Here is a 15,561-nt window from a genome sequence, read left to right on the forward strand (position 1 = left end):
CGTCGAGGAAGGACGAGGAGTTCCGCAGCCAGGCCCGGCCCGCCCGGCTGGAGATCACCGCCACCGGCTCCGACGGCCGGACCCGCATCGAGACCTGGTGGCGGCGATCTCCGGGTCGATCAGCCGCTATTGATCGAAGCGTTTGCGGAAACGCTCCTCCATGCGCTGCGTGAAGGAGCTGCGTCCGGGCTTGCTGCGGTCCGCGCCCCTCTTCGGCCGACCACCACCGCCGTTCTCCAGTCCCGATTCGATGTCGTCCCCGCCACCGCGCAACGCGGACAGGACGATCACTGCTCCGCCGAACATCACGAGGAAGCCGACCACGCTCAACACGGGGATGTCGGCCGGCCTGAGGGCCGGGATCACCGCACCGATTACCAGCAGGGCCAACCCCAGGACGAAGACGGCGATGCCCTGCAGCCGCCGACGTCTGGATGGGCGATGCAGCCGTCCTCCGCGCACGGTGGAGGCGAACTTGGGGTCCTCGGCGTAGAGCGCGCGCTCGATTTGTTCGAGCTGTCGCTGCTCGTGCTCGGAGAGTGGCATGACTCCTCCTCCGGCACAGGTCTCTCAGTGGCGCCGGAGACCCGGTGGGCTTTTGCCCACACAGGCTGGGGACCGGCGAACGCTTGGGGGCGTCACCCCTGAGGATACGGTTCCCGGCACGCGAGTACTACCCGGTCCCGGCACCGGAACTGTGCGAGGTTGCCGACATCATCCCCTCGGGGCAGTGATCGATCCGCGCCGCGCCGCCACGCCTGGCGGAAACGGCGACGTCAGGCCGGTCGGCGCGCGATGGCGTGGAGCCGGGTCGCGATGTCGCGCAGCGGCGCTCGGCGTGCCGCCGCCCGCTCCAGCTCGGCCATCGTGTCGGCCGCCCGGGGGTTGTTGTCCAGCGCCGAGCCGGGCACCAGGTCGCTGAGCACACCCTGGCCCTGGATCAGCTCCACGGCCAATCCGGCACCCGTCAGGACCTCGCGCAGGCCGTCGGTGTCGAACCGCCGCTGCAAGGTGTCCGATGCCTCGTCGAGCCGCCCGTTCGGATCCTGGATCAGCTGCAGCGCCTCGGCGAGCCGGCCGGCCAGTGCCCAGCCCAGAACCGCGGCGTACCGGTTGGCGGCCAGCACCGACACCGCGCCGCCGGGTGCGGTGGCCTCGGCCAGCGCCGCCACCGCCGCTTCGACGTCGTCGACGACCTCCAGAAGCCCGTGCGCCAGCACGAGATCGGCGCCGCCTTCCGGGCTGAGCGCCGACAGCGCGTCGGTGTCGCCCTGCAACGGGGTGATCTGGTCGGCCACACCGGCGTCGACGGCCCTGCGCTGGAGCATCGCCAACGCGTTCGGGCTCGGATCGATCACCGTCACCGAGCAGCCCGCGGAAGCCAGCGGCACGGCCCACACACCGCTGCCGCCACCGACGTCGAGCACCCGCGGCGGGCGCCCGCCGCGTCGCCGCCGCGCAGCGTCGAGTTCGGCTTCCAGCACCTGGTGGACGGCGTCGGATCTCATGGTGAGCAGCGTAATGCGGGATCGCGGGCGGGTTTCACCGGAGTGCGGATCGGCGGATCCCCGGCGGCATTCCGCAGAACCCGTTCCGCCACCCGCACCACTGGCGTTGATCAAGTTTCAGGGAGCAGTTCTGGGACGGTCCCCGGTTCCGTAGGCTACGACCGTGCAGACGGTGGCAGTGCTGAGTCTCAAGGGTGGCGTGGGCAAGACGACCGTGGTGCTCGGGCTTGCCTCGGCCGCCATGCGCCGCGGGGTTCGGACGTTGGTCGTCGACCTCGATCCGCAGTGCAACGCGACCGCGTGCCTGGAGCCGGAGGAGACCACCAAGGGTCTCAGCGACGTCCTGGCCGATCCGAGCCCGGAGGTGCTGCGGGCGGCGGTGACCGGCAGCTCCTGGGGCGAAGAGGTCGACGTCCTGGTCGGTTCCGAGGACGCCGAGAGCCACAACGGACAGCACGGCGACGGCGAGCACCTGTCCCGCCTCACCACGGCACTGTCCGAATTGGACGGCCTGATCGCCGACGGCGAGCTGCCGTACCAGCTGGTGCTGCTGGACTGCCCGCCGTCGCTGGGGCGGCTGACCCGCTCCGCGCTGATCGCCGCCGATCGCGCGCTGCTGGTCACCGAGCCGACGATCTTCGCGGTCTCCGGCGTGCAGCGGGCTTTCGAGGCGGTGCAGGCCGAGCGCCAGTCGACCAACCCGGACCTGCAGCCGCTCGGCGTCATCGTCAACCGGGTTCGGCCGCGCTCCCACGAGCACCAGTTCCGCATCGACGAGCTGCGGGACATCTTCGGCCCGCTGGTGCTGCCGGTCGCGCTGCCCGATCGGCTGGCCGTGCAGCAGGCGCAAGGGGCGTGCATGCCGATCCACCAGTGGGGCACGCCGGGAGCGCGGGAGGTCGCGCTGGCGTTCAACCTGGTGCTGGCCCGCACGCTGCGGGCCGGCCGGCCGCGCCGAGCCGAGCCGGACGACGACGAACTGCTGGACGGTGCCGAATGACGACGACGTTGTTCCTGACGTTCGTCTTCGTCGCGCTGATCGGTGTCCTGACGCCCGGCCTGGACACGATGCTGATCCTGCGGCATTCGCTGCTCGGCGGGCGCCGCGTCGGGGTGGCGACGTTCCTCGGGATCAACCTCGGCTGCCTGATCTGGGGCACGGCGAGCATCGCGGGCCTGACCGCGCTGCTCACCGCCTCCCAGGTGGCCTACGACATCGTGCGGGTGGCGGGCGCCGCCTACCTGCTCTGGCTGGGCGGCTCGGCGCTGTGGAAGTCGTTGCCCCGCAACAGGGTTCAGCAGGCCGACGACGTCCCGGTCGAGCCGGTGGCGCTGACCGCTTTCGGCGCGCTGCGCTCGGGGATGGTCACGAACCTGCTCAACCCCAAGGTGGGTGTGTTCTACGTCAGCCTGCTGCCGCAGTTCCTGCCGCCCGGGGCGGCGGCGTTCGCCTGGGGCCCGCTGCTCGTGGCGACGCACATCTTCATCGGGCTGCTGTGGTCCACCGCGCTGGTGTGGCTCGCCGGCCGGGCCCGCGCGCTGTTCCAGCGGCAGCGGGTGCGCGCCTGGCTGGACCGGATCACCGCGACGGTGCTGATCGGCCTCGGCCTGAAGCTGGCAGCCGAGGGGTGAGCGAGCCCTGCCCGAAGGCGACACGGTCTTCCTCACCTGCCACCGGCTGGACGAGGCGCTGGCCGGGCAGGTCCTGACCCGCGGCGAGCTGCGGCACCCCCGTCTGTCTACATTGGACCTCAACGGCCGGCGGGTGCGCGAGGTGCGCCCGGCGGGCAAGCACCTGCTGATCCGCTTCGACGACGGCCACACCCTGCACAACCACCTGCGCATGGACGGCGCCTGGCACCTCTACTCCCCCGGCACCAGGTGGCGGCGGCCGGCGCACCAGGCCCGGGCCGTCCTGGGCACGGCCGACCGGGTTGCGGTCGGGTTCAACCTGCACGACCTCCGCTGGCTGCCGACCTCGGCGGAATCCGAGCTGATCGGCCACCTCGGGCCGGACCTGCTCGATCCGGCGTGGGACGACGGGCACGCGGCCGAGGCGATCCGGCGGCTGACCGCCGACCCGGACCGGGAACTCGGCCGGGCGCTGCTGGACCAGACCGTGATGGCCGGGGTCGGCAACATCTACAAGACGGAGGTGTGCTTCCTGCTGGGCCGCTCGCCGTGGACGCCCGTCGCGGAGATCGACGCGGCCCGCGCGGTGCGGCTGTGCCGGGAACTGCTGCTGCGCAACGCCTGGCACCCCGAGCAGTCCACCACCGAGAGCCTGCGGCGCGGCACCCGGCACTGGGTCTACGACCGGCGCACCTGCCTGCGCTGCGGCGGCCCGGTCCGCCGCGGCACCCAGGGCGACGACGTCGAAGCGCGCGTCACCTACCACTGCCCCCGCTGCCAACCCTGACAGAGGTTGTTTCCAGGCTCGCTTTGCGTGGCGGTGTGGGTAGCGGAACCTCAGAGGCCTTCTCGCTGTGGGATCCCCGACATCATGAATGACCAATTCACCACATCGGGGCTGTCCTCGCCGGGAGAACCCCGCAGGGGTGGGCACCGTGAACCCGCGGCGGTGCAAGCTGCGAGGGTGGGCTGAGCGGCTGCGCCGCTTAAGACCCGCCCTACCGCACCCGCACCACCGCATACAAAACAGCCTCTGCAGCGCCCAAGGATTCGCGGATTCGGGCGTCAGCTTTCGGCGGCCGCGTCGCGGGCGTCGGCGAGGCTCCGCAGGATCGGGTAGACCAGCACGATGCCGACCGAGCCCCACACCAGGCCCGTGATCCGGAGCTCCCCCACCTGCAGCGTCAGGTTGCCGACCCCGGCGATCACCGCGGTGCCCATCACCACCAGGTTCACCGGATCCGCGAAGTCGACCGCGGCGTCCAGCCAGATCCGCGCCCCGACCAGCGCCAGCAGCCCGAAGAGCACCAGCGTCGCGCCACCGAGCACGCCGAGCGGAATCGTGTTGATCAGGGCACCGAGCTTCGGCGAGAACGACAGCACGATCGCGCCCACCGCGGCGACCAGGCAGGCCGCCGTCGAGTACACCCGCGTCGCGGCCATCACCCCGATGTTCGCCGCGTAGCTGCTCAGCGCCGACCCACCTGCCGAGCCGGCCAGCGTGGTGGCCAGGCCGCCGCTGATCAGCGCATCCCCGACGTGCGGGTCGAGGTCGCGGCCGCTCATCGCGGCGACCGCCTTGAGGTGCGCGACGTGCTCGGCGACCAGCACGATCACCAGCGGCAGCACGAACGGCATCACCGAGATGTGCGCCTGCGGGGCGATCAGCTGGGGCAGCCCGAACCAGGGCGCGGCGGCCAGCTCGTCGAGCCGCTCCGGGACGAGGTCACCGGCCAGCACGGCGTAGATCCACCCGACCAGCACCCCGATCAGCACTGCGGCCCGCCCTGCCATGCCCCGGCTGAGGACCGTGAGCAGCACGATCGTGCCGAGCGTCAGCGCCGCGGGCACGCGCTGCTCGCTGAACCAGGACACCGACTGCGGCGCGAGGCTGAGCCCGATCATCAGCACGACCGCGCCCGTCACTACGGGCGGCATCGCGGACTCCAGCAGCCGCACGCCCAGCGCCTTGACCGCCACACCGACGGCCATCACCACCAGGCCGACCGCCATGATCCCGCCGAGCAGGGCGGCCGGGCTCGCACCGGCCTCGCCCGCGGCAGTTCCCAACGGCACCACGAAGGCCACCGACGCGCCGAGGTAGGTGGGCACCCGGTTCCGGGTGAGCAGCAGGAACAGCAGGGTGCCGATGCCGGAGAGCAGCAACGTGGTCGTCAGCGGGAAGCCGGTCAGCAGCGGCACGAGCGTCGTGGTGCCGAACATCGCCAGGAGGTGCTGCAGTCCGAATCCGATGGTCAGCGGCCAGCTGAGCCGCTCCTCGGAGGCCACCACGGCATCGCGCACCAGGCGTCGACCGTTGCCGTGCACGGTCCACAACGCCACATCGTCCTCCCCCGAGCCGCCCGGTCGGGCGAGGCCCTGCCACGGCATGTGATGACAAAGGGAAGATTACTATTTCGCATCACACAATCAAGCCAACCCGCTCGGCGGATCAACGAAAACGTCGACTACCAGCAGTGATATCGGCCCGGCGTGTCGCGTCAGTCCTGGCCGGATCGGCGCTGCGGGTCCGCGCTGGGCCCGTCCGGCCCGAAGATCTCCCGCAAACCGGCGGCGAGCCCGGCCAGCCGATCGGTGGCGTCCTGCATCAGGTACTTCTGCTCCGGAGCACCGCTGGCGGCCACGGCCCGCCCCGCGGCGGCGACCAGACCGCCGTAACCGTCGAGGCCCTCGTCCAGCTCCTCGCGCAACCGCTGCACATCAGCCTGCAACGCGGGCTTCTGCGTCTCCGGCGCGTGCGGGATCGCCGCCTCCACGGCGACGATCCGCTCCGCGACGCGCCGCAGCTCCGCTGCCGCGATGTCCGCGGTGGCCCTCGCGTCCGCTGCGGCGCTGCCCGCGCCCGCCGACGTCAGCTGCGTCAACGCATGGCGCAGGCTCTGCTCCGCATCGCGCAACCGCTGCATCGGAACCCGCGCCGCCGACCCCTGCGGGGGCAGCGCCGCAGGTTCCGGCTGCGGCTCGGGCAGCGGCGTCCTCATGAGCCGCCGGTACTTCAGTCCCACCTTGACCGCGCCCACGCCGCTGATGACGGCGAGGCCGCCCAGGCCGACGGTGCTCGTGTACTGCAGGAACTCCCCCAGGCCGCCCAGCGCGCCCCACATCTCCGGCAGGGACGCCGAGGCGGCCGCGCCGGCGCCGAACACGCCGGCCGAGGCTGCGCTGCCCGCAGCAGCCCGCTTCGTCCGCTTGCGCTGCCGAAGCAGCCGAGCCCGCGGATCGCGCCAGTTGGCGAACCTCCGCCGCACCTCGGAGAGGAGCGGGCCGCGCATCTGTTCCAGCGCGGCCTCGCCCAACTGCGTCAGTTCCTGCTTGCGGGACTTCACGCCTCGCTCGCTCAGGCTTGGCCGGCTTGCGGATTCTGCTGTTGCTGGGGCTGGGTCGCCGGCTCACCGGCAGCCTGCGAACCGCCGGCGATCTGCTGCTGCTGTCCGCCCGTCACCTGCTGCTGCCCGGTGCCCATCGAAGCGCGCAGCTGCGCGAGCCGGCTGGCGCCGGCGGCGTCGATGGACGCCTGCTGGACCTCCAGCATCCGGCCCTGCACGCTGTTCTGCGCCAGCTCCGCCTCGCCCAGCGCGGTGGTGTAGCGGCGCTCGATCTTGTCCCGGACCTCTTCCAGCGACGGCGTGTTGCCGGGCGCGGCGATCTCGGTCATCTGCCGCATCGACGCGGAGACCTGCTCCTGCATCTTGGCCTGCTCCAGCTGGCTGAGCAGCTTGGTGCGCTCGGCGATCTTCTGCTGCAGGATCTGCGCGTTGCGCTCCACCGCCTGCTTCGCCTGCTCGGCGGCGCCCAGCGACTGGTCGTGCAGCGTCTTGAGGTCCTCGACGCCCTGCTCCGCGGTGACCAGCTGGCTGGCCAGCTGGGTGGCGGTCTCCTCGTACTTCTGCGCGGTCGCCTCGTCGCCGTTGGCGCGCGCCTGGTCGGCCATCACCAGCGCCTGCTTCGCCGACGCCTGCAGCTTCTCGACCTCGCCGAGCTGCCGGTTCAGCTTCATCTCCAGCTGGCGCTGGTTGCCGATCACGGAAGCGGCCTGCTGGGAGAGGCTCTGGTGCTGCTTCTGGGCTTCCTCGATGGCCTGCTGGATCTGTACTTTCGGGTCCGCGTGCTCATCGACCTTCGACGAGAACGCCGCCATGAAGTACTTCCAGGCCTTCACGAACGGGTTGGCCATCTCCTCCGCCTGCCTTCTTCTGTGCTCGGCTGCCCCATGCCGACACGACCGCACCGGGCGTGCCCGCTGGTTCCATCGTGTCAGGTAGTCGTGTCGGCTTCCACCAAACACGGTAGTTCTCCGGGATTTACCCGGAGCTACGACCCAAGATCGAACCAGAAAGCCGCCACCACCCGGCCACCGGGCCCCGAAAACGGTCGTGAGTGCCGAAACGGGCATATACCCGCTCCGGCACTCACGAGGTCGGTCTTGCTCCTATGCCGCTACCACGACGCCGCCGGGCTTGCGCACCGGCGCGCTGATCCGCTGGCTGAGCATCGGCTGGAGCCGGTCCGCGCAGGCGCGCGGTTCCGCTTCCGCGCTGACTTCGGCGCCGGTCAGCTGCTGCTTGGCCAGTTCGGCGTCGGAGAGCTCGGTGCCGATCAGGCTGGGCACCAGGCGGCCGCCGTCGATCTCCGCCGACGTGGCCTGCTCGACGACCGACGGCACCACCAGCGTCTCGTCGAGGTCGCCGGCCACGGTGACCAGGAGTTCCGGCAGCGGCAGGTCCAGGGCGTCGCAGATCGAGGCGAGCAGTTCGCTGGACGCCTCCTTGCGGCCCCGTTCCACCTCGGAGAGATATCCGAGGCTCACCCGGGCAGCGCGCGAAACGTCCCGCAAGGTCCGAGACTGTGCGGTCCGGGCGCGGCGCAGTCGTTCACCGACCGCCTCCCGCAACAATACGGTCATCGCGCGCCTCCCTTCCTTCGTCGCCTACCGCGTGCACCACGCGTGAACGCCACCTACGTTACTCATCCGAGGGCCCGAACGAGAACGATCGTCCACAAGTCCGCCGAGGGCGAACGCACGGTGACCGTTCCCGGGCGCGGCCTTCTGCCAGCGCACAGCGCCCCGTTGAATCAACGCAGCAGACCCGCGAAGTGTTCCAGCGCCACCCGAACGGCCGCAGCCCGCACGGCGTGCCGGTCGCCGTCGAGGCGCACCGACCGCACCGTCGCGCCGTCCGGCCCGGCGAACCCGAGGTGCACAGTGCCCGGCGCCACCCCGTCCTGCGGGTCGGGCCCGGCCACGCCGGTCAGCCCGATGCCCCAGTCCGCGCCGCAGCGCCGCCGGGCTCCGTCCGCCAGCATCTCCGCGACCCGCGGGTGCACCGCGCCGTGCGCCGCGAGCAGATCGCGATCGACCCCGGCCAGCTCCGCCTTCAGATCGGTCGCGTAGACGATCAGCCCGCCGCGGACCACGTCACTGGCCCCGGGCACCTCGGTCAGCACGGCGGACACCAGGCCGGCCGTCAACGATTCCGCGGTCGCGACCGTCTCGCCGCGCCGCCGCAATGCCTCGAGCAAGGCCGCGACCTGCGATAACGACAACCCGATCTGATCGACGATCACGCGCCGACCTTGGCCCGGCCGGCGGCGCGCAGCCGCACCGCGCGCACGACGTAGTCAAGCCCGGTCACGACCGTGGCGACCAGCGCCGCGCCCATCACGATCCAGCGCGGCACGTCGGCCCAGGCGCCGAGCGGCAGCAGGTAGAAGCCGATGGCGAGGGCCTGCAGCAGCGTCTTGACCTTGCCGCCGCGGCTGGCCGCGATGACGCCGTGCCGGATCACCCAGAACCGCAGCAGCGTGACGGCGACCTCACGGCCGATGATCACCCAGGTGACCCACCAGCCGAGGTCGCCGAGGAGGCTCAGCCCGACCAGCGCGGCGCCGGTCAGAGCCTTGTCCGCGATGGGGTCGGCGACCTTGCCGAAGTCGGTGACCAGGCCGCGCTTGCGGGCCAGGTCACCGTCGATGCGGTCGGTGATGGAGGCGATCGCGAACACCGCCGTGGCGATCCACCGCCACAGCGTGTCGTGCCCGTCCTCCCAGAACAGCGCGACGAGGAAGACCGGCACCAGCGCGAGCCGGGAAACGGTCAGGATGTTGGCGATGTTGACCAGCGGCACGGGTTCGGACCGCGCCCCGGTCGGGTTCGCCGCTGCGGAGTCGGACGTCGCGCCATCGGCCGTCATGGCTGCTCCCCGGGCCTGTTCTGCGCGGGCGTGCTGTCGATCGGGCGCACCACGAGGTCCACGCCTTCGCTGTCCACCACCCGGCAGAGCAGCACATCGCCCACGTTGACCTCTCCAGGATCGGTGACGAGGCATTCCCCGTCCACCTCCGGTCCCTGGTGCTCGGCGCGACCGGCGCACTCCTCGTCGCTGACGCGCTCGACGAGGACCCGCACCTCCGTGCCGATGCGGTCTTCGGCGCGCTGCGCGATCAGCTCGTCGACGAGGTCGGAGAGCTTCTCGACGCGCTCGTCGACGACGTCCGGGTCGATCTTGCCGTCGAAGCCGGCGGCCTCGGTGCCGTCCTCGTCGGAGTAGCCGAACACGCCGATGGCGTCCAGCCGCGCCCGGGTGAGGAAGTCCTGCAGCTCGGCGAAGTCGTCCTCGGTCTCGCCGGGGAAGCCGACGATGACGTTGCTGCGGATGCCCGCCTCCGGGGCGAGCTCGCGGATCTGCTCGATGAGCGCCAGGAACGACTCGGTGGAGCCGAACCGGCGCATCCGGCGCAGCACCGACTCGCTGGAGTGCTGGAACGACAGGTCGAAGTACGGCGCGACACCGGGCGTGGTGGCGATGGCGCGCACCAGGCCGGGACGGGTCTCGGCGGGCTGCAGGTAGGACACCCGCACCCGGTCGACGCCGTCGACGGCGGCGAGCTTCGGAAGCAGCACTTCCAGCGCCCGCGCGTCGGCCATGTCCTTGCCGTAGGAGGTGGAGTTCTCGCTGACCAGGAACAGTTCCTTCGCGCCGTGCTCGGCCAGCCAGGCGGCCTCGCCCAGGATCTCCTCCGGCGGCCGGGACAGGAAGGAACCGCGGAAGGACGGGATGGCGCAGAACGAGCAGCGCCGGTCGCAGCCGGAGGCCAGCTTCAACGCGGCGACCGGCGAGTCGTCGAGCCGGCGGCGCGCCACCGCGCGGGTGGCCGGGACCCAGCCGTGGCCGGGCACCGAGACCTCGGCGGCCGCGGCGGGCCGGGCGACCGGGGTGATCGGCAGCATCTTGCGCCGGTCCCGCGGCTGGTGCGACTGGATGGCCTGTCCTGCGACGACGTCGTCGAGCCGGTCGGCGAGCTCTGCGTAGTGGTCGAAGCCGAGCACCGCGTCGGCCTCGGGCATGTGCTCGGCGAGCTCGGCGCCGTAGCGCTCGGCCATGCAGCCGACGGCGACGACCTTCGCGCCGGTGTCGGCGGCGGCGAGCAGCGTGTCGACGGAGTCCTTCTTCGCCGATTCGACGAAGCCGCAGGTGTTGACCACCACGACGTCGGCGTCGTCGGCGTCGACGAGTTCCCAGCCGCGACCGTGCAGGTTGCCGGCGAGTTCTTCGGAATCGACCTCGTTGCGGGCGCAACCGAGCGTGACCATGGCGACTCGGCGGTGATTTTGCTCGGTTGACATGCGAGGAGCGTAACGTCCCGGCCGCCGCCCCCTGCGCACGAGCCCGTCGGGCGAAAACCCCGGCCGTGGTCAAGATTACGGCCGCCATCCGACCACTCGAACCCGCAGTTGGTTAGGCTTGCCTAACATGACAGCTCTCGCCGAGGTGCGCCCGGCCCGAGTCCGCGACGCCCGCGCGATCAAGGCGTTGATCGACCACTACGCGGGGAAAGTGGTGCTGGGCAAGGAACTCGTCACGCTCTACGAGGACATCCAGGAGTTCTGGGTCGCCGAACAGGCAGACCAGATCGTCGGCTGCGGCGCACTGCACGTGCTCTGGGAAGACCTCGCCGAGATCCGCACCGTCGCCGTCGATCCGATGGCCAAGGGCCGCGGCATCGGCCACGCGCTCGTCGCCAGCCTGGTCACCGCCGCCGGCGAGCTGGGCCTGTCCCGGATCTTCGTGCTGACCTTCGAGACCGAGTTCTTCGGCCGCCACGGCTTCCTGCCGATCGCCGACACCCCGGTCCCGCCGGACGTCTACGACGAGATCCGCCGCTCGCCGGACGAAGGCGTGGCGCAGTTCCTGGACCTCGCGCACGTGAAGCCGAACACCCTCGGCAACACGCGCATGCTGCTGCGACTGGGCTCGTGACGCGCGGAGAATGCGCATGCCACGCCAGGATCGCGGCGCTACGATGCTCGCATGAATGACTATGCGTCGTCGGCGATAACAATTCGACGGGCTCGCATCGCCGACGTGCGGACGATCAAGTCCCTGGTCGACGCCTACGCGGGCGAAGTGCTGCTGGCCAAAGAACTCGTCACCCTCTACGAGGACATCCAGGAGTTCTGGGTCGCCGAGCGCGCCGAGCCGGACGGCGCCGGCCGCGTCGTCGGCTGCGGCGCGCTGCACGTGCTCTGGGAAGACCTCGCCGAGATCCGCACCGTCGCGGTGGATCCGGCGGCGAAGGGCCACGGCATCGGCCACCGCCTCGTGCACCAGCTCGTCGACCTCGCCCGCGAGCTGGGCCTGTCCCGGGTGTTCGTGCTGACCTTCGAGACCGAGTTCTTCGGCCGCCACGGCTTCCGCACCATCGACGGCGCCCCGGTCAGCCCCGACGTCTACGAGGAGATGCGCCGCTCCGTCGACGCGGGCGTGGCGGAGTTCCTCGACCTCGCCAACATCAAACCGAACACGCTCGGTAACACCCGGATGCTCCTGGAACTCGACCGATAGCGCCCGACCGGTCGAATTCGGGGTCATCGTTCTCGTGCCGGATGCCCTAACGTCCCGCGAACACCACCTGCAACAGCTATAACACGGGGAGTGATCCGTTCGGCTCCGAGGAGACCAGCCGTGGAACGTTCCCCTGCTCGCCGTGGCTTCTTCACCTGCGCCGCGGCAACCGGCGCGCTGTTGCTCACCGCCGGCACCGCGCACGCCGACCTCAGCCAGACCCAGCTGCGGGCGGTGACCGACGAGTACCTGTACGAGTTCTCCCTCGACGCGTTCACCGAAACCCGCGCCGAGCAGCCCCACGCGGATCAGCTCGACTGGTCCTCCGACGGCTGTTCGATGTCGCCGGACAAGCCGCTGGGCTACAAGTTCCGCACCAGCTGCGAGCGGCACGACTTCGGCTACCGCAACTACAAGCGGCAGGACCGGTTCGGCGAGGACGACCGCAAGAAGGTCGACGACAACTTCAAGGCCGACATGTACTCGGTCTGCGGCAGCGACGTGGTCTGCAAGGGCACCGCGAACATCTACTACTACGCGGTGCGCGAGTTCGGCGGGACGAGCGGTTCGACCGCCGAGGCCGTCGAACTGGCGCAGGTCAAGCCGGTGCTCTCCGGCACCGGGTCGCTGCTGGAGTACCACGCGGTCAACGCCACGGGCGAGGTCGTGCGGCTCGGCGCGAACGGCTGAGCACCGAGCGCGATCGGCGGAGGGCGCGTCCAAGCGGGACGCGCCCTCCCCCGTCTTCGCCGGGTTTTTCCGCCGCCACGAAAAGGTAATGTGCCCTTCGCGCCCCGGCGCACGGCGAGAAGGGAACACGAATGGTCAAGCGGCAACTTCCGCGCTGGTCCGAACTGCGTCCGCTGCTGCGGGTCAAGCCCCCGCAGCTGAACACGACCGAGCGGCGCCTATCGGCCGCCCACTCGATCGCCGACCTGCGGGCCATCGCCCGCCGCCGGACGCCCCGCGCCGTGTTCGACTACACCGACGGCGCCGCCGAGGCCGAGATCAGCCTGCGCCGCGCCCGGCAGGCCTTCCGCAACGTCGAGTTCCGCCCCTCCGTGCTGCAGGACGTGTCCAAGGTGGACACCAGCAGGACGATCCTCGGCAGCCGCTCCGAGCTGCCGTTCTCCTTCGCCCCCACCGGTTTCACGCGCATGATGAACCACGAGGGCGAGCCCGCGGTGGCCCGCGTCGCGGCCCGCGCGGGCGTCCCCTACGCGCTGTCCACAATGGGCACCACCTCGATCGAGGACGTGGCCGCAGCGGCGCCGAACTCCCGCAAGTGGTTCCAGCTCTACCTCTGGCGCGACCGCGAGGCCAGCCGCGAGCTGGTGCAGCGCGCCCAGGACGCCGGCTACGAGGCGCTGATGCTCACCGTCGACACGCCGGTCGGCGGCGCGCGCCTGCGCGACGCCCACAACGGGCTGACGATCCCGCCGGAGCTGACGCTCAAGACCATCGCCGACGGCGCGATGCACCCGGCGTGGTGGTTCAATCTGCTCACCACCGAGCCGCTGTCGTTCGCCTCCTTCAAGCACTGGTCCGGCACCGTGCAGGAACTGATCAACTCGATGTTCGACCCGTCGCTGAACCTCGCCGACCTGGAGTGGCTGCGGGAGCTGTGGCAGGGGCCGCTGATCGTCAAGGGCATCCAGAACGCCGACGACGCCCGGCGCGTGGTCGAGCGGGGCGCGGACGCGGTGGTGCTGTCCAACCACGGCGGGCGGCAGCTCGACCGGGCCCCGACGATGCTGGAACTGCTGCCGTCGGTCCGCGAGGCCATCGGCGGCCGGGCCGAGATCCTGCTGGACACCGGCATCGTCAGCGGAGCCGACATCGTCGCGGCGATCGCGCTCGGAGCGGACTCGTGCCTGATCGGCCGGGCCTACCTGTACGGCCTGATGGCGGGCGGCGAACGCGGCGTCCAGAAGACGGTGGACATCCTCCGCGCCGAGATCGTCCGGACCCTCCAACTGCTGGGCGTCCACGCGATCGACGACCTCAACACCACCCACGCCACCCTCCGCCACGGCTGATCCTCCGCAATTTCCATTGAAATCGAACCTTCGATTTCAATGGAAATTGCGGACCGTCAGCGTGTCGGACCACGACACGCCGACGGCTGTGGACAACTCCCGCAATTTCAATGGAAATCGGACCTCTGATTTCCATTGAAATTGCGGACCGTCAGCGGCCGGGGCGCGGGTCCATCGGCTTCGCCTCGTGGCTGCTCGCCGTTCCGGCCGTCGCATCGATCGGGCCCGTCGCGTGGAACGCCTCGCACGGCCCCCCGATGTACTTCTCGAAGTCCGTCGTGATGTGGATGACCGACTTCCCGTCCGACGTCGGCAACACGGTCGGGCTGAAGTTGCGGCAGACGCTGCCCTTGTTGTAGCTGAGCTGCACCGGGGACGGGATCTCCCGCCAGCCCCGTGCCAGGTCGGACGGGTTGTCGTTGACCATCAGCGTGCGCCCGTTGCCCGGCGCCCAACCGCCGTTGTCGCCGCCGAGCATCTGGTACGCCAGCAGCAGCCGGCCGTTCGGGCCCGGCCCCGGCGCCCACGCGATCGTCGGCGTGCCCAGCGGCTGCCCGCCGGTTTCCGACACGATCTCCGTGCCCAGGTCGTACGGGTCGCCGAAATCCCAGCCGTCGGCCGAGGTCCGCATCCACACCGTGCAGATGTGCACCGGATCGTAGTTGCAGACCTCGTAGACCATCACGTAGGTGCCGTCCGGCAGCTGCCGGATCCCGGACATCCCGGGACGCACCGTGAACTTGTCGTTCTTCAGCGTTTCCCGCGAATCGGTCCAATTGCGACCGTCCGCGGAACGCACCTGGACCATCTTCTGGTCGTGCTTCGGATCGCCGTCGTCGGAATAGAACGCGACCAGATCGCCCTGCGCGGACACCGTGAACTCGGGCTCCCACACGCCCGGCCCGACCGGCGCCTGCACGATGGTCGACAGGAAGCTCCAGGTGCGCCCGTGGTCGTCGCTGCGCCACACCCGGATGCTGCTCTGCCGCTCCTCCGGGTCCGCGCCGACGCCGGCGGTGCCCGCCCACAGCAGGGTTCCGGCCGGCATGTCGCCCACCTGTCGCGGCAACTCGTACAGCGTCGAGCAGCACATGCCCTTCGCGTCCGCGCCCTCCGGGTCGCGGATCTCGCCGATCTGCCGGAACGTCTCGCCGTCGTCACGGCTTTCGTAGATGACCGCGAAACCGGCGCGGTCCACATAGGTCGTCATGCTGGCCAGCACGCGCCCGTCGGCCAGGCCGGAGTGCTGCAACCGCACCATTCGCGGATAGCTGCTGCCACCGGTGCGCAACAGCTCACCCTTGTCCACATCGGACGGCGCTACATCCTGCCCTCCGGCCGGGACACCAGAAGCGATCTGCTGAAATCCCACCACCAGCAGCAACGCGGCGAACAGCACCGATAACCAGGCGCGGACTTTCCGGACGACCATGCGAGAGCCCTTCGAAATCGCGGCGGATAAACCGTCAGCGGGCGGGACACTATCGCACGGAACCGGGAGATCAACCCTTCGAACAA

At 70.6% G+C, this 15,561-nt stretch carries 16 protein-coding genes and 1 pseudogene; 7 read left to right on the plus strand and 10 right to left on the minus strand.

Going from position 1 to position 15,561, the window contains the following annotated elements; translation table 11 throughout:
- Positions 1-126: 126 nt before the first annotated feature.
- Positions 127-546 carry a DUF3040 domain-containing protein gene (locus AB0H93_RS23720; RefSeq protein ID WP_093261617.1) on the minus strand — a complete coding sequence of 140 codons (420 nt, stop codon included), beginning with the start codon at positions 544-546 and terminating at the stop codon, positions 127-129.
- A 230-nt stretch (positions 547-776) separates the two neighbouring features.
- Positions 777-1,508: a class I SAM-dependent methyltransferase gene (locus AB0H93_RS23725; protein ID WP_358575258.1), complete on the minus strand. Its 732-nt coding sequence runs from the start codon at positions 1,506-1,508 to the stop codon at positions 777-779.
- A 163-nt stretch (positions 1,509-1,671) separates the two neighbouring features.
- Between AB0H93_RS23725 and AB0H93_RS23730 the strand changes: the two genes are divergently transcribed.
- Genes AB0H93_RS23730 through AB0H93_RS23740 form a run of 3 tightly spaced genes read left to right on the plus strand, consistent with a single transcriptional unit; the run spans position 1,672 to position 3,927 of the window.
- On the plus strand, positions 1,672-2,508 hold the full coding sequence (locus AB0H93_RS23730; protein ID WP_093261620.1) for a ParA family protein: 837 nt from the start codon (positions 1,672-1,674) through the stop codon (positions 2,506-2,508).
- Positions 2,505-3,140 (plus strand): LysE family translocator, encoded by a 636-nt coding sequence (locus AB0H93_RS23735; protein WP_358575259.1) that lies wholly within the window; start codon positions 2,505-2,507, stop codon positions 3,138-3,140. Before AB0H93_RS23730 ends, AB0H93_RS23735 begins: the two co-directional genes overlap by 4 nt.
- Positions 3,141-3,147: 7 nt before the next feature.
- On the plus strand, positions 3,148-3,927 hold the full coding sequence (locus tag AB0H93_RS23740) for a DNA-formamidopyrimidine glycosylase family protein (protein ID WP_358575435.1): 780 nt from the start codon (positions 3,148-3,150) through the stop codon (positions 3,925-3,927).
- A gap of 278 nt (positions 3,928-4,205) precedes the next feature.
- Here AB0H93_RS23740 and AB0H93_RS23745 read toward each other — a convergent pair whose 3' ends face one another.
- The 7 genes and pseudogenes from AB0H93_RS23745 to rimO form a co-directional block, all read right to left on the minus strand.
- On the minus strand, positions 4,206-5,483 hold the full coding sequence (locus AB0H93_RS23745; protein ID WP_358575436.1) for a solute carrier family 23 protein: 1,278 nt from the start codon (positions 5,481-5,483) through the stop codon (positions 4,206-4,208).
- Between the two features lie 158 nt (positions 5,484-5,641).
- Entirely contained in the window at positions 5,642-6,487 is an 846-nt protein-coding gene (locus AB0H93_RS23750; RefSeq protein WP_358575261.1) for a hypothetical protein, read from the minus strand.
- A 134-nt stretch (positions 6,488-6,621) separates the two neighbouring features.
- A pseudogene (locus tag AB0H93_RS23755) lies at positions 6,622-7,335 on the minus strand (PspA/IM30 family protein); the annotation flags it as partial.
- A gap of 255 nt (positions 7,336-7,590) precedes the next feature.
- A complete protein-coding gene (locus tag AB0H93_RS23760) occupies positions 7,591-8,064 on the minus strand; it encodes a helix-turn-helix transcriptional regulator (protein ID WP_358575262.1) in 474 nt (157 codons plus the stop codon).
- A gap of 170 nt (positions 8,065-8,234) precedes the next feature.
- On the minus strand, positions 8,235-8,726 hold the full coding sequence (locus AB0H93_RS23765) for a CinA family protein (RefSeq protein ID WP_358575264.1): 492 nt from the start codon (positions 8,724-8,726) through the stop codon (positions 8,235-8,237).
- On the minus strand, positions 8,723-9,352 hold the full coding sequence (pgsA, locus tag AB0H93_RS23770) for a CDP-diacylglycerol--glycerol-3-phosphate 3-phosphatidyltransferase (protein ID WP_358575265.1): 630 nt from the start codon (positions 9,350-9,352) through the stop codon (positions 8,723-8,725). The genes AB0H93_RS23765 and pgsA overlap by 4 nt, the downstream gene beginning before the upstream one ends.
- Positions 9,349-10,785, minus strand: coding sequence for a 30S ribosomal protein S12 methylthiotransferase RimO (gene rimO, locus AB0H93_RS23775; protein WP_358575266.1), 1,437 nt, complete (start codon positions 10,783-10,785; stop codon positions 9,349-9,351). Before rimO ends, pgsA begins: the two co-directional genes overlap by 4 nt.
- Positions 10,786-10,912: 127 nt before the next feature.
- Between rimO and AB0H93_RS23780 the strand changes: the two genes are divergently transcribed.
- From AB0H93_RS23780 to AB0H93_RS23795, 4 genes are all read left to right on the plus strand, one after another.
- On the plus strand, positions 10,913-11,419 hold the full coding sequence (locus AB0H93_RS23780; RefSeq protein WP_358575267.1) for an amino-acid N-acetyltransferase: 507 nt from the start codon (positions 10,913-10,915) through the stop codon (positions 11,417-11,419).
- 51 nt (positions 11,420-11,470) lie between these two features.
- Complete coding sequence (locus AB0H93_RS23785) at positions 11,471-12,004, plus strand: amino-acid N-acetyltransferase (protein WP_358575268.1); 534 nt, start codon at positions 11,471-11,473, stop codon at positions 12,002-12,004.
- Between the two features lie 120 nt (positions 12,005-12,124).
- Entirely contained in the window at positions 12,125-12,694 is a 570-nt protein-coding gene (locus AB0H93_RS23790) for a phospholipase (RefSeq protein WP_358575269.1), read from the plus strand.
- 131 nt (positions 12,695-12,825) lie between these two features.
- Entirely contained in the window at positions 12,826-14,043 is a 1,218-nt protein-coding gene (locus AB0H93_RS23795) for an alpha-hydroxy acid oxidase (RefSeq protein WP_358575270.1), read from the plus strand.
- A 151-nt stretch (positions 14,044-14,194) separates the two neighbouring features.
- Here AB0H93_RS23795 and AB0H93_RS23800 read toward each other — a convergent pair whose 3' ends face one another.
- Entirely contained in the window at positions 14,195-15,475 is a 1,281-nt protein-coding gene (locus AB0H93_RS23800; protein ID WP_358575271.1) for a sialidase family protein, read from the minus strand.
- Positions 15,476-15,561: the final 86 nt, after the last annotated feature.

This window comes from Saccharopolyspora sp. NPDC050642 (assembly GCF_040654735.1).
Taxonomy (GTDB): Bacteria; Actinomycetota; Actinomycetes; order Mycobacteriales; family Pseudonocardiaceae; genus Saccharopolyspora; species Saccharopolyspora elongata.